The organism is Qipengyuania sp. ABI-127-1 (assembly GCA_022953095.1).
In the GTDB taxonomy this organism is placed as follows: domain Bacteria; phylum Pseudomonadota; class Alphaproteobacteria; order Sphingomonadales; family Sphingomonadaceae; genus Qipengyuania.
On record JALJCR010000002.1, the window covers coordinates 286241 to 299783 of the forward strand.

General features: G+C 62.5%; 14 protein-coding genes. 10 read left to right on the plus strand and 4 right to left on the minus strand.

Going from position 1 to position 13543, the window contains the following annotated elements:
• Positions 1-48 precede the first annotated feature (48 nt).
• From MUY37_RS10835 to MUY37_RS10865, 7 genes are all read left to right on the plus strand, one after another.
• Positions 49-738 (plus strand): aspartate/glutamate racemase family protein, encoded by a 690-nt coding sequence (locus MUY37_RS10835; protein ID WP_499195379.1) that lies wholly within the window; start codon positions 49-51, stop codon positions 736-738.
• A gap of 114 nt (positions 739-852) precedes the next feature.
• Entirely contained in the window at positions 853-2013 is a 1161-nt protein-coding gene (locus MUY37_RS10840; RefSeq protein ID WP_499195380.1) for a deoxyguanosinetriphosphate triphosphohydrolase, read from the plus strand.
• Positions 2006-2707, plus strand: coding sequence for an NAD(P)H-binding protein (locus tag MUY37_RS10845; RefSeq protein WP_499195381.1), 702 nt, complete (start codon positions 2006-2008; stop codon positions 2705-2707). Before MUY37_RS10840 ends, MUY37_RS10845 begins: the two co-directional genes overlap by 8 nt.
• Positions 2707-3156 (plus strand): ABA4-like family protein, encoded by a 450-nt coding sequence (locus MUY37_RS10850; RefSeq protein ID WP_499195382.1) that lies wholly within the window; start codon positions 2707-2709, stop codon positions 3154-3156. The genes MUY37_RS10845 and MUY37_RS10850 overlap by 1 nt, the downstream gene beginning before the upstream one ends.
• Before the next feature lie 79 nt (positions 3157-3235).
• Entirely contained in the window at positions 3236-4786 is a 1551-nt protein-coding gene (locus tag MUY37_RS10855; RefSeq protein WP_499195383.1) for a fatty acid--CoA ligase, read from the plus strand.
• Positions 4783-5376: a DUF938 domain-containing protein gene (locus MUY37_RS10860; RefSeq protein WP_499195384.1), complete on the plus strand. Its 594-nt coding sequence runs from the start codon at positions 4783-4785 to the stop codon at positions 5374-5376. The genes MUY37_RS10855 and MUY37_RS10860 overlap by 4 nt, the downstream gene beginning before the upstream one ends.
• Before the next feature lie 89 nt (positions 5377-5465).
• The gene (locus MUY37_RS10865) at positions 5466-5774 is read left to right on the plus strand and encodes a hypothetical protein (protein ID WP_499195385.1); all 309 of its coding nucleotides are present in this window, start codon (positions 5466-5468) and stop codon (positions 5772-5774) included.
• A gap of 113 nt (positions 5775-5887) precedes the next feature.
• Here MUY37_RS10865 and MUY37_RS10870 read toward each other — a convergent pair whose 3' ends face one another.
• Positions 5888-6016, minus strand: a complete 129-nt coding sequence (locus MUY37_RS10870) for an entericidin A/B family lipoprotein (protein WP_115416270.1) — start codon at positions 6014-6016, stop codon at positions 5888-5890.
• Between the two features lie 57 nt (positions 6017-6073).
• Between MUY37_RS10870 and MUY37_RS10875 the strand changes: the two genes are divergently transcribed.
• On the plus strand, positions 6074-6364 hold the full coding sequence (locus MUY37_RS10875; protein ID WP_499195386.1) for a hypothetical protein: 291 nt from the start codon (positions 6074-6076) through the stop codon (positions 6362-6364).
• Positions 6365-6421: 57 nt separating this feature from the next.
• Here the strand turns inward: MUY37_RS10875 and MUY37_RS10880 are convergent, their stop codons facing one another.
• Positions 6422-7951: a TadA family conjugal transfer-associated ATPase gene (locus tag MUY37_RS10880; RefSeq protein WP_499195387.1), complete on the minus strand. Its 1530-nt coding sequence runs from the start codon at positions 7949-7951 to the stop codon at positions 6422-6424.
• A gap of 257 nt (positions 7952-8208) precedes the next feature.
• Here MUY37_RS10880 and glmS point away from each other — a divergent pair, with 257 nt between their 5' ends.
• Complete coding sequence (gene glmS / locus MUY37_RS10885) at positions 8209-10032, plus strand: glutamine--fructose-6-phosphate transaminase (isomerizing) (RefSeq protein WP_499195388.1); 1824 nt, start codon at positions 8209-8211, stop codon at positions 10030-10032.
• 108 nt (positions 10033-10140) lie between these two features.
• Entirely contained in the window at positions 10141-12507 is a 2367-nt protein-coding gene (locus tag MUY37_RS10890; RefSeq protein ID WP_499195389.1) for a putative bifunctional diguanylate cyclase/phosphodiesterase, read from the plus strand.
• On the opposite strand, the gene purQ is transcribed toward MUY37_RS10890, so the two are convergent.
• Positions 12508-13185: a phosphoribosylformylglycinamidine synthase subunit PurQ gene (gene purQ, locus MUY37_RS10895; RefSeq protein ID WP_499195390.1), complete on the minus strand. Its 678-nt coding sequence runs from the start codon at positions 13183-13185 to the stop codon at positions 12508-12510.
• On the minus strand, positions 13185-13418 hold the full coding sequence (gene purS, locus MUY37_RS10900; protein ID WP_499195391.1) for a phosphoribosylformylglycinamidine synthase subunit PurS: 234 nt from the start codon (positions 13416-13418) through the stop codon (positions 13185-13187). The genes purQ and purS overlap by 1 nt, the downstream gene beginning before the upstream one ends.
• Positions 13419-13543 lie beyond the last annotated feature (125 nt).

The window sequence follows — 13543 nt, forward strand, 5'->3', positions numbered from 1 at the left end:
GCTAACCCGCGATCATGCGAACAACAGGGCGGATAAGAGGATCAACGCTTGCGAAAGCTCGGCATTATTGGGGGTATGAGCTGGATCTCGACCCGCGCCTATTATGAACGGATCAACAAATTCGTGCAGAAGCGCGCCGCCCCGATGGCGAGCCCGCCTTTGCTCATCGAAAGCCTCGACTACGGCCCCATCGCGGCAGCCAAGAATGCCGACGACTGGGACAGCATCGCCTCCATGCTGGTGGAATCGGCGCGGCGGCTCGAAAGTGCGGGCGCGGAAGGTCTCGTGGTCGCGGCCAACGCCATGCACAAGGTTTACGACCGACTGACCGAGGCGGTTTCGATCCCGGTGCTGCATATCGCCGACAGCGTGGGCAAGGCGATGAAGGAGGCCGAATGCGAGAGCGCGGCTCTGCTGGGCACCCGCTTCGTGATGACGGAGAGCTTCTATCGTCAGCGGCTGGTATCGCATGGCGTCAATCTGCTGCCGCCCGATCCGGGCGATGTCGAACTGGTCGATGGAATCATCTACAAGGAACTGATGCTGGGGCGCGTCACACGCGATGCCGAACGCGCCCTGAAGACGGTTATCACGATGAAGGAGAAGGAAGGGGCGCAGGCCATCGTGCTTGCCTGTACCGAGCTCGAACTGGTCGTCGATACCGATGCGAATGTCCTCCCCGTGTTCGATTCGACCGACATCCATTGCCGGGCGGCTGCAGACTGGATTCTCGGCTGAGATTGCCGGGCCGGGCTTCGGGCCGCAATCGGGCACAATCTGCCGAAAACCGCATGGGTTCGCATTTCGTTCACGTTGTCGCCCCGGACGGGCTGACCTAAGCCTCGCCGCTGCATGCCCAGAGCCCCCTTCGCCTCCGATCCCGCCGCAAGTCGCGGCCGAGAATTCACCGAGGAACGCGAAGGCGCCCGCGGGCCGCGGAGTGAATTCCAGCGCGACCGGGACCGGATTGTCCATTCGATTGCCTTTCGCCGATTGCGCTCCAAGACCCAGGTTTTCGTGGCCCCCGATGGCGATCACTATCGCACCCGGCTGACCCACAGCCTCGAAGTGGCCCAGATCGGCCGCGTATTGGCGCGCGAGCTGGGGCTGGACGAAGACCTGACCGAGGCGCTGTGCCTGGGTCACGATATCGGTCATCCACCGTTCGGCCATGCGGGCGAAGAGGCACTCGAACAGGCCATGGCCGATGCCGGCGGCTACGATCACAACGCGCATGGCCTGCGCACGCTGACGCGGCTGGAAAGCCCCTATTGCGACCATGACGGGCTCAATCTGACCTGGGAAACGCTGGAGGGATTGGCCAAGCACAATGGCCCGGTGGTCGCACCCAACTGGGCGCTGACCGAGATCGACCGCGCTTTCCCGCTCGACCTGTCGAGCTGGCCTTCGCTCGAGGCACAGGTGGCCGCAATTTCCGACGATATCGCCTATGACAATCACGATATCGACGATGGTCTGCGCGCGGGCTTTCTCGATCTCGACGACCTGTTGGCGCTGGACTGGCTCGCCGACCAATGGCGGGCGGTCGAAAGGCGGTTTCCCCACGCCTCGCGTGATCGCCAATTGCGCGAACTGGTCCGCTCGCAGATCGGTCTGATGGTCAACGATGTGCTGACCCATACGCGCGAACAGGTGAAAGACATCGCAAGCGTGGCCGAAGTGCGCGGAGCCGATCGGCAACTGGCTGGCTTTTCTCCGACGATGCAGACGCAGGAGCGCGAACTGAAACGCTTCATGTATGACCGGCTCTATTACCATGACGAGCAGATCGCCACGGCCGAACGGGCGCGCGATGTCATAGCCCGGCTGTTCGTGGCCTATCGCCAGGATCCGACAAAACTGCCCGACGAATGGCTCTCAACGCAGCCCGAAGACGAGCCCCGGCGCAGCCGTCATATCGCCGACTTCATCGCCGGCATGACCGATCGCTATGCCATCGACCAGTGTCGAAGGATCTACGGACGCGCGCCCGAGGGATTGAGCAATGTCTGATGCAACCCGCATCGGCCTGATCGGCTCGACGGGGCTGATCGGTTCCACCGTGATCGAGCAGTGCATCGGGCGCGAGGATGTACGGCTGACCGGCATCGCCCGGCGTGAGGGCAGGCTGCCGCGCGGTATCCGCATGGAGATGTTCGTGGCCGAACCCGCCAAATGGGGTGAAGTGATCGAGGCCGTGCGTCCACGGGCGATCATCTGCGCATTGGGTACGACCTGGAAGAAGGCGGGCGGGGACGAAACCGCGTTTCGGGCTGTCGATCAGGATCTGGTGCTCGATACGGCGCGCGCCGCGAAACACTTCGGCGTCGAGCGTTTCGTCCATGTCAGCTCGGTCGGCGCGGACGCGCTTTCGAAAAACTTCTATCTGCGAGTGAAGGGCGAGGTGGAGCGCGAGCTGACGAAGCTCCGCTTCGACCGGCTCGATATTCTGCGCCCCGGCCTGCTGCGCGGCCAGCGGGAGGACGATCGCCGTCCGGCGGAGCGGTTGGGTATCGCGGCGGCGCCGATCGTCAACCTGCTGCTTCATGGCAAGTATCGGCAATATCGGGCGATCAGGGCGGAGATCGTTGCACAGGCCGCGCTGGCCCTGGCCAAGCGGGCAGCGCGCGGACGTTTCCTGCATGATAATGACGCCATTCTGCGGGCGGCGAAATCGCTGCCGCAGATCGAGCGGGGAGAAGCCTGATGTGGGACACCGCTTTCGGATTGGCGAATCTGCTGGCCCTGATCATGTGGTCGGCGCTGATTCTGCTTCCGCGCTGGCCTGCCTTGCTGGCGGCGGTGCTTTATGCGGGTATCGGCCTGCTATGTCTGGCCTATTCGGTCGGAGTGATCGGCCTACTGTCCGGCGCTTTCGATGCGGCAGGCCCGGCCGGCTCCGCGAACTTCACTACGATCGAGGGGGTTCGCGCGATCTTCGCTAGCGATGGCGGGGTGACGATCGGTTGGATCCACTATCTCGCCTTCGATCTGTTCGTCGGCCTGTGGATCGCGCGCGATGCCGATGCGAAGGGCTTTTCTCGGGTGATCCAGGCGCCGATCTTGCTGGCAACCTTCCTTGCCGGACCGCTGGGCCTTTTCCTGTGGCTCGCCATCCGCGAAAAGCGCGCGCGCGAGCAGGGACGCTGGCAATAATCCTGCGCGGGAACCGGGTTGCGCGCAGCAACCGACGTGCCATGATGTTTCGAATAGCTGAATGCAGCGGAGAGGTTGAATGGCAGATGGCGAAATGCTCGCTTTCGATGGGCTGATCCGGCACTGGGCGCGGGAGAAGCCCGAGCAGGTGGCGCTCGAACAGGATGGCAAGGCGCTGACTTTCGCCGAGCTTGACGAACGCTCGCGCCGGATCGTGGCCATGCTGAAGGCGCAGGGGCTCGCGAAGGGCGACCGGGTGGCCTGGCTCGGCAAGAATGCGCGGCTCTATTTCGAGCTGTTCTATTCCGCCGCGCGGATGGGCGTGGTCATGGTCCCGATTGGCTGGCGGCTGGCCGCGCCGGAAATCGCCTACATTCTCGGCGATACCGGGGCGAAGCTGCTCTTTATCGATGAAGGATTCGCCGGGCTTGCGGCAAAGGCCTGCGGCGACATGGAAAACCCGCCGAAAGTAATCGACACGCCAACGGTGAATTCGGACATCGCCGCGGCCCCGGTGGACGATTTCGATGGGGCGGGGCCGGACGATGCCGTGCTCCAGCTCTACACTTCGGGCACGACTGGAAATCCGAAGGGCGCGGTGCTGACCAATGCTAATCTGTTTTCATTGCGCCAGCCTGCCGAAGAAGCCGCGCAGCCATGGTCGAGCTGGGACGAGGGCGAGGCGATCCTAGTCTGCATGCCCTGCGCGCATATCGGCGGGACGGGGCTGGGCATCATGGCCATGGCTGCGGGCATCCGCGCGATCGTGCAGGCGGAATTCACGCCTGAGGGCGTACTCGACGGGTTCGAGCAGGGGATCACCCGCCTGTTCATCGTACCCGCCGCATTGCAGATGGTGGTTCAGCATCCGCGCGCGAAGGATACCGACATGTCGGCGGTCAAATACGTGATGTATGGCGCTGCGCCGATCCCGCTCGATCTGCTGCGCGAGGCGGTTCAGACCATCCCCGAAGCCGGTTTCCTACAATGCTACGGCATGACCGAAACCACCGGCACCATCGCCATGCTGCCGCCCGAAGATCACACGCTCGAAGGCAACCAGCGAATGAAGTCGGCGGGCAAGGCGGTGCCGGGCGCGGAGCTGAAAGTCGTGGGCGAGGATGGTGAGGAGCTGCCGCGCGGCGAAGTGGGCGAGCTGCTCTGCAAGAGCCCGTCCAACATGCAAGGCTATTGGAACTTGCCCGACGCAACGCGAGGTGCGCTCAAGGATGGCTGGATGCATACCGGCGATGCCGCCTATATGGACGAGGATGGCTATGTCTTTATCCAAGACCGGATCAAGGACATGATCATATCCGGGGGCGAGAACGTCTATCCGGCACAGGTCGAAAGCGCGATTTACGGCCATCCCGCGGTGGGCGAGGTGGCGGTGATCGGCGTACCCGACCAGACCTGGGGCGAGGCGGTGAAGGCCTGCGTCGTGCCCAAGCCGGGCAGCGAGGTCGACCCCGATGACATCATCGCCTTCACGCGCGAGCGGCTGGCGGCCTTCAAAGTGCCCAAAACGGTCGATGTGATCGAGGCGATGCCGCGTAACGCCAGCGGCAAGATCCTGCGCCGCGAATTGCGCGCGCCCTATTGGAAAGACCATGACAGGCAGGTCAATTGAAACGCCATGCCCCCGCCACCGCGCGCAATTCGGAACCCCTGGCCGAAGTTTTGGTCGGGGAATTGCCCAATGAGGGCCTGGTTCTGGAGATCGCCAGCGGGACCGGCGAACATGCCGTGTTCATGGCAAAGCGGTTTCCGGCGCTCGATTGGCAACCCAGCGATTGCGCAACCGATGCGCTGCACTCGGTCGATGCCTGGGCGCAGGAGGCGGGTCTTGCCAATTTGCGCCCCGCAATCGCGCTCGATGCGGCAGCGCTCGATTGGCCGATCGAGACGGCCGATGCCGTGCTCTGCGTCAATATGATCCACATCAGCCCGTGGGAGGCGACCGTGGGCTTGTTCGAAGGCGCGGGCAGGCTCCTGCCCCCCGGCGCACCGCTGATCCTCTACGGGCCGTTTGTTGAGGATGATGTGGAAACGGCTCCGTCGAATCTGGCGTTCGATGAAAGCCTGAAGGCGCGCGACCCGGCATGGGGGCTGCGCCAGGTCGGTGACCTCGATGCGCTTGCGGAGGCTCGAAACCTTCACCGCACCGCCCGCCACGAAATGCCGGCAAACAATCTCGTACTAGTATATCGCAAGGATTGAGAAGGAAGACTGCTTGCCACCCGATTGCGAACAGTTGCAGTTTGCGGCTTTTTCAGCGATATTGGCGACGTTGATGGGGAACTTGGTCAGTGCACGGATCTGAACTCACAAGTTTCATTGTTCAGGCCGTTGCGGTGATTGTCGTATTCAGTCTTCTTGCGCTGCCCTATCTTGCGTTTCGGCGTGCAAAGTCGAGTTTCGTCTTTTGCATCAAACTCGCATGTGCCGAAGCTGTTCTGCTGGCAGCGTGGTTGGTGTTTGGGACTGCAATTGTAGCGCCAGTTTCGATCAGCATCGCGATGCAAGCTCTAGCATTCGGTGTGATCGCCGCTGCGCTGGTATTGGCGCTGTGGTGGCTGTTCTGTCGACGAATGCGATCAAAGCAAAGCGGCGAGTAGTTACCACTCAAAACAAGCCATACCGTCCGCGATTGCCGCGCAATCTCGAATACCGCAAAAGAAAACGCCCGCCGGGCGAGGGCGGGCGTCTTGTTGTTGAATTTGCGGTCGGTTCAGGTTTCTTCGTCGACGGCGTTGGCGGCCGATTGCAAATCTTCGCCGGCGCCGCGGACGGTGTTGCAGGCTGCTGCGGTGAGGGTCATCGACGTGATGCCGAAAGCGAGCAGGATCTTCTTGACCATAACATCTTCCTTCCCAAAGGGCCCGTGACCGGGGTTCCGGAAAATGTAACGTAAGGCGTGACAAGTGGTTCCCAGGCCGGTTGCGACGGTTCGGCGATGCACCCATATGCCCGGACTGTGCCCGAACCCGATTTTCTTCTTTTCGCAAGCGATGCGGAACTGGCAGCCTATTGGGGCGCGACCTGTTTCGCGGTCGCGATGGTCTGCATGCTGATGGAACGGCGCCGGATGAAGCGGAGCGAAATCAACCGCGTCGGATGGATGCCCTGGACAGGCCTTTTCCTGACCTTTGCCGTGATCGGTGGCGGATTGCTGGCGGCCGCGATTCCCGCGATCCTCACATCCTAGGTCCGGCCGCGAGGCGCGGCCCGCTTTGCGGCGAAGCGCCGGATTTGGAGTGCGTTTTTAGAGGCAGGCCTCGAGATAGGCCTGGTCGAAACCGAACTGGCGCGCCTTTTCAAGCGTGTAGGGGCGCAGGCCCGACGAGCGGAATTCGCCCATGATCTTGCCGTCTTCGCCTTCCTCGAGATATTCGAACTTGAACAGTTCCTGCGTCACGATCACGTCGCCTTCCATCCCGATCACCTCGGTGATGTTGGTGGTACGGCGCGAACCGTCGCGCAGGCGCTTCACCTGCACAATCAGGTCGACAGACTCTGCGATCTGGCGCGAAATCGCTTCCTTCGGAATCTTGATGTCGCCCATCAGGATCATGTTTTCCATACGGCCGAGGCATTCGCGCGGGCTGTTGGCGTGAAGCGTACACATCGACCCGTCGTGGCCGGTGTTCATCGCGGCGAGAAGGTCGAAACATTCCGCGCCGCGAATCTCGCCCAGGATAATCCGGTCGGGGCGCATACGCAGGGCGTTCTTCACGAGGTCGCCGATGGTGATCGCCCCCTGGCCTTCGAGGTTGGGCGGACGGGTTTCCAGCGGCAGCCAGTGCGGCTGCTGCAGGCGAAGTTCGGCCGCGTCCTCGATGGTGAGAACGCGCTCGCCCGGGTCGATCATTTTCGAAAGGGCGTTGAGCATGGTTGTCTTACCCGAGCCCGTACCGCCCGAGATCACGATGTTCATCCGGCACGCGCCCGCGATTTTCAGCGCGGTACACATCTTGTCGCTCATCGAACCGAAATCCTTGAGCATGTCGAGCGTGATCGGCTTTTCAGAGAACTTACGAATCGAGATCGCGGTACCGCGCAAGCTCAGTGGCGGCACAATCACGTTCACACGGCTGCCGTCCTTCAGACGGGCGTCGGCCAGCGGCGTGGTCTGGTCGACGCGGCGGCCGACCTGGTTCACGATACGCTGGGCGATCTGGAAGAGGTGGCTTTCATCGCGGAACTTGATCGGCGCGATGACCAGCTTGCCCTTCTTTTCGATGTAGGTCTGATCGGGGCCGTTCACCATGATGTCCGACACGTCGGGATCGTTGAGCAGTTCTTCGAGCGGTCCGAAGCCGAGCAGTTCGTCGACCAGGACCTTTTCGAGCGCGAACTGTTCGCGGCGGTTCAGCGTCACCTTCAGCTCGGCCAGAACTTCCATGATGATCGGGCGGAATTCTTCCGACAGTTCATCCTTGGTCAGCGTGGCGGCCGCTTCCGGGTCGACGCGTTCGAGCAGGCGCGGGAGCACCTGTTCCTTGATCTTGTGGACGCTGGCTTCGAAGCCGCCGACCTCGCTCTGGCCCGAATGGGTCGAGTTCATGCGCTCTTCGAGGCGGGACATGGCGTCCCCGCCCGGGCCGCCACCGGCGCCGGGAGGCGGGGTGTCGGTGTCAGGTAGCGGCGGGAACTGTTCGCCGCCATGCTTACGGTCTGTCCTCGTCTGAGCAGGGGGCGGCGTGCCGCCACGCATGGGCTTGGCCATACCGAATTGCGGACGGGCACCGGCCCCCATTCCTGCCGGTCCGTTCTTCCGTCCGAATGCGCTCATTCCGGTTACCCCCGAAGATACTCTTGTTCTGTCGAGCCGAACCCTGTGCCAATACGGCAAACCCGATCTCTCGAAATGTGGTGAATAAGAAAGAAACCTTGATTTTTCCCTAATGGGCGGGGGCTCGGACAGGGCGGATCAGGCCCTCCGTCGCAGGGTTGGATGGCAGTCCGGCCACGGCTTTACAGCAGCACGATTGATTGCTGGTCAGGAACCGCTAAGGCTCCGCCTCTGATATCTGTTGGAGATTGCGGTTCATGTGTGGAATTATCGGTATTGTGGGCGGTCAGCCGGTCGCGGATCGTCTCGTCGATGGCCTGCGCCGGATGGAATACCGGGGTTATGACAGTTCCGGAATCTGCACATTGCACGATGGCCAGCTCATCCGTCGCCGGGCCGAAGGCAAGCTGAACAATCTGGTTGCCAATCTTGCCGAAGACCCCGCACCAGGCAATGTCGGGATTGCGCATACGCGATGGGCTACGCATGGCGCACCCACGGCCAAGAATGCGCACCCCCATGCCACCGATCAGCTGGCGCTGGTGCACAACGGCATTATCGAAAACTACAAGGAATTGCGTGCGGACCTGCACGAAGACGGCCGCGCTCTTGAAAGCGACACCGATAGCGAAGTGGTTGCCCATCTGGTCTCGCGGCGAGTGGAGAATGGCGAGAGCCCGCAGGACGCGGTGGCCAATGTGTTGCCGAGCCTTCGCGGAGCTTTCGCGCTCGCAATCGCGTTTCGCGACCATCCCGATATGCTGATAGGCGCTCGGCGCGGCTCCCCGCTGGTGGTCGGCTATGGCGAGGGCGAGACCTATATCGGATCCGACGCTCTGGCACTGGCGCCGCTGACCCAGCAGATCAGCTATCTCGAGGAAGGCGACTGGGTCGTCGTCACGCGCGAGGGGGCGACGATCTACGATTCCGAAAATGCCGAGGTGGAGCGCGAAATCCGCACCTCCGGCGCTTCTGCCGCAGCGGTGGAGAAAGGCAATTACCGCCACTTCATGCAGAAGGAAATTTTCGAACAGCCCACCGTGGTCGCGCAGACGCTGGGCTCCTATCTGCGTCGCTCGGACAATTCGGTCGCGCTGCCTCAGTTCGATTTCGACCTGTCGAGCGTTAAGCGCATCACCATCGTCGCGTGCGGCACGTCCTTCTATGCCGGGATGGTGGCGAAATACTGGTTCGAGCAGTTCGCGCGCGTCCCGGTGGATATCGATGTCGCGTCCGAGTTCCGCTATCGCGAGCCGGTTCTGGAGGAGGGCGGGCTGGCCCTGTTCATCTCGCAGAGCGGCGAGACCGCCGACACACTGGCGGCGCTGCGGCATTGCAAGGAAAATGGCCAGACCATCGGTGTGATCGTCAATGTGCCGACGAGTTCGATGGCGCGCGAAGCGGACCTGCTGCTTCCCACCCATGCCGGACCTGAGATCGGCGTGGCGTCGACCAAGGCTTTCACCTGTCAGCTCGCGGTCATGGCCGCTCTGGCCGCGCATATGGCGGTGAAGAAAGGCCTGATGAGCCGGGCCGAGGAACAGGAAGTCGTCACCCATCTGCTCGAAGCACCGGCTTGCCTCAATGCCGCGCTCGATCATGACGACGATATCGCAAGCATGGCCCATCTCATCGCCCCGGCACGCGATGTTCTCTATCTCGGCCGGGGTCCCGATTTCCCGCTGGCTCTGGAAGGGGCGTTAAAGCTGAAGGAAATCAGCTATATCCACGCCGAAGGCTATGCCAGCGGAGAGATGAAGCACGGCCCCATCGCGCTGATCGACGATGAGGTTCCGGTGATCGTACTGGCGCCTTCTGGCCCGCTGTTCGAGAAGACAGTGTCGAATATGGAGGAAGTACGGGCGCGTGGCGGGCAGATCGTCCTGATATCCGACGCGGAGGGGCTGGAGCATGCCGGGGAAGGGTGCCTCGCAACCATCGAGATGCCGCGTGTGCACCCGCTGATCGCGCCCCTGGTCTATGCGATCCCGGTCCAGTTGCTCGCCTACCACGTTGCCTGCGTCAAAGGCACCGATGTCGATCAGCCGCGAAACCTTGCGAAATCGGTAACTGTGGAGTGATTCGAGCGCTGTGAGCCCCGCGACCCCAGCGCTCCGTGAACGGCGGCGTCGCGAATGGTGTGTATGTCCTTTACCCGGAGATAACTCTTTGCGGTTAACCGTGAGTATGTGAGCGAGCAGACTTCCTCTCCAGACACACGAAGTGACGCGCTGTCCATCCGGCAGGTCATCGGGCTTGATACGCCGGACGGCACCGACTGGAAGCTCGTGCATGGACAGCAATATGCTCTGCTGAAAGATCGTGTGATCACGCGGGCCGTGCTCCATCTGGTCGGCTTTCTGATGGTCGCGGCGACGCTTTATGGGGCGATACCAGTCGCGCTTCTGGCGGCGTGGGGGATCGGCCTGCTGGTGGCGGTGGGATATTCGGCCCGCGCGGATATCGGGCTCGCGGATGCCGGAAACCGCATGATATCCTATGCGGAAATGAAATCGCACGCCCTGATGACGGCGGGCAAGGGCGCGCTGTGGTCGGTCGGCATGATCCTCGCCGCGCTCTTCGCCGATATCGGGGCGATGGGTATCGTCTGGGCAGCGGCGGCGATGCTCGTGGTCGGAAGCTGCGCGAGCCGGTTCAGTGCTCCGCTCAGCTCGATGGCCTTCGCCGGCGCGGTCGGCATTGGCGGCCTTGTAGCGAGCCTGATGGCAATGCAGTGGACTCTCGCGGCGGTTGTGGTGGGCACGACCTTGCTCGCGACGTTTGGGGTAATCGAGAGCGCGCGTGTCGCGGTTGCGGCGCGCCTTTCCGATTATGCCATGCAGGAAAAAAGCGAAGTGGTGTCCATGCTGCTGCGCGAATTCGAGGAAGGCCAGGCCGATTGGCTGTGGCAGATCGATACTCAGCGCCGGTTGAAGGCGATATCGCCCCGCTTCGCATATGCGCTGGGCAAGGAACCGAAAGAGATCGAAGGCAAGTCCTTTCTCCAGATGATCTCAGGCGATGGCTGGGAGACGGGTCAGTTCCCGCCAAGCCTGCACGATCTCACGGACAAGCTGACGCGGAGGGAGAATTTCTCCAATCTCGGCGTGAGGGTGTCCATCGGCGGCGAAGATCGATGGTGGGAGCTTTCGGGCACGCCGATCATCGACGAGTTGGGCAATTATCAGGGCTTTCGCGGCGTGGGGTCCGATGTGACCGAACAGCGCGAATCGTCCGAGAAGATCGAATTCCTGGCGCGCTACGACACGCTGACCCAACTGCCCAACCGGCGGATGCTGAACGAGGCACTTGGCGAAGCGCTGGCCCATGCCAATCAATGGCGGTCGCGCTGCGCTTTTCTGATGATTGATCTCGACCGCTTCAAGGCGATCAACGATTCGCTGGGTCATCTGGTCGGCGACCGGATGCTTGGCGAAGTTGCCGCGCGGCTCGAGAGCCTTGTGGGAGAACAGGAGATTTGCGGGCGTCTGGGCGGAGACGAATTCGCAGTCGTCATCCCCGACACCTCGAACAATGGGCGCGTGGAATTTCTGGCGCGGGCTATTATCGAGCGTCTGTCCGAACCCTATGAGATCGAAAACCACGTTCTCTATGTCGGCGCCAGCGTCGGCTCCGCCATCGGCCCCCGCGATGGGAAGTCGGTGGAAGAAATGCTGCGCAATGCCGATCTGGCGCTCTATCGTGCCAAGGATCGGGGCGGCGGCATGCACCGGGAATATGAGCCGGCCCTGCATGCCAATGCGGAAGAAAGGCGCCAGCTCGAGCATGCGCTACGGCATGCGCTCGAGAATGACGAGTTCACGCTGCACTACCAGCCCGTGGTCGATACCCGGTCGGAAGATGTTGTCAGTTTCGAAGCGCTGCTCCGCTGGAACAGCGCCCAACATGGCTTCGTCAGCCCCGGCAAGTTCATCCCGCTGGCGGAGGATACGCGCCTGATCGTGCCGATCGGCACCTGGGTCATGCAGGAGGCGTGCCGGGAGGCGGCCCAGAGCTGGCCCGAGCATGTGAAGGTGAACGTCAATGTCTCACCCGAACAATTGCTCGAGCCCGACTTTGCCGCCACTGTCGTCCGCGCGCTATCCCATAGCGCCCTCGATCCGAAGAGGCTCGAGATCGAAGTGACCGAGAGCATTTTCATGCGCGACGCAAGTATCGCCCGGCAGGCGCTGGAACAGTGCATGGCGCTGGGCTGTTCGATCGCGCTCGACGATTTCGGCACGGGCTATTCCTCGCTCGGCTATCTCCGCAAGCTCAAATTCTCGACGATCAAGGTCGATCGAACCTTCGTGCAGGGCGCCGCGCAACACAGCCCCGAATCGATCGCCATCATCCGGGCGGTCGTCGCCATGGCCGAGAGCCTGGACATGACCACAACCGCCGAAGGGGTCGAAAACGAGGAAGAGGCAGCCATGATCCGCGGGATGGGATGCACCAAAATCCAGGGCTTCCACTTCGGACGCCCGATGCCTGCAGAGGATGCCAGTGCCCTGTTTTCCCGGCGGTTGGCGAACCAGCGGCGCGAACGCGCCTGATCAGGCCTCGACCAGCGATTTCACCGCGTTTTCGAACAGGGCAAGACCATCGGTCCCGCCATGCGCCGGATCGACCGCGCGTTCCGGATGCGGCATCATGCCGAGCACATTGCCAGCGCTATTGAGAACCCCGGCGATGCCGCGACGCGAGCCGTTGCAATTCTCGACATAGCGAAATGCCACGCGGCCTTCGCCTTCGATGCGGTCGAGCGTGTCGTCGTCGGCGAAGTAATTGCCGTCGTGATGCGCCACGGGAATGCGGATCGTCTGCCCGCTGTCATAGCCACCGGTAAACAGCGACTGGCTGTTCTCGACCGTCAGATCGACCGTGCGGCAGATGAAGTTCTGGCTGGCATTGCGCATCAGGGCGCCGGGCAGCAGGCCGGCTTCGGTCAGCACCTGGAAGCCGTTGCACACGCCCAGAACGGGCACGCCGCGTTCGGCGCGGCGCGCGACGCTGCGCATGATCGGGCTGTTGGCCGCCATCGCGCCCGAGCGCAGATAGTCGCCATAGGAAAAACCGCCGGGCAGGGCGATGAAGTCGAGATCCTCCGGCAGATGCGCATCGCCATGCCAGACGCGCATCGGTGCGATGCCCGAAACGCGTTCGATCGCAACCGCCATATCGCGGTCGCAGTTGGAACCGGGGAAGGTGATGACGGCGGCGCGGAAAGCCATCAGGCGACCTTCTCGATACGGTAGTTTTCGATCACCGTATTGGCGAGCAGCTTGTCGCACATCTCGGTCAGCGCATCATCGCTGGTGCTATCGGCGACCTCGAGTTCGATCAGGCGGCCGACGCGGACGTCTTCGACACCTTCGAAGCCAAGGCCCTCGAGAGCATGGTGGACAGCGCGGCCCTGCGGATCGAGAACGCCGGGCTTGAGCGAGACATGGACGCGGATCTTCATGCGTTGAGGCCTTTCGTGTTGGCGCGCCTATGGCGCAGCGTCCCCGCGCATTCAAGCACCCAGCGCCCTCGGCGGGCCGAAGATGGCCCTCGTGGCATATCGGTTACGGCTGTAGCGCGAATGCA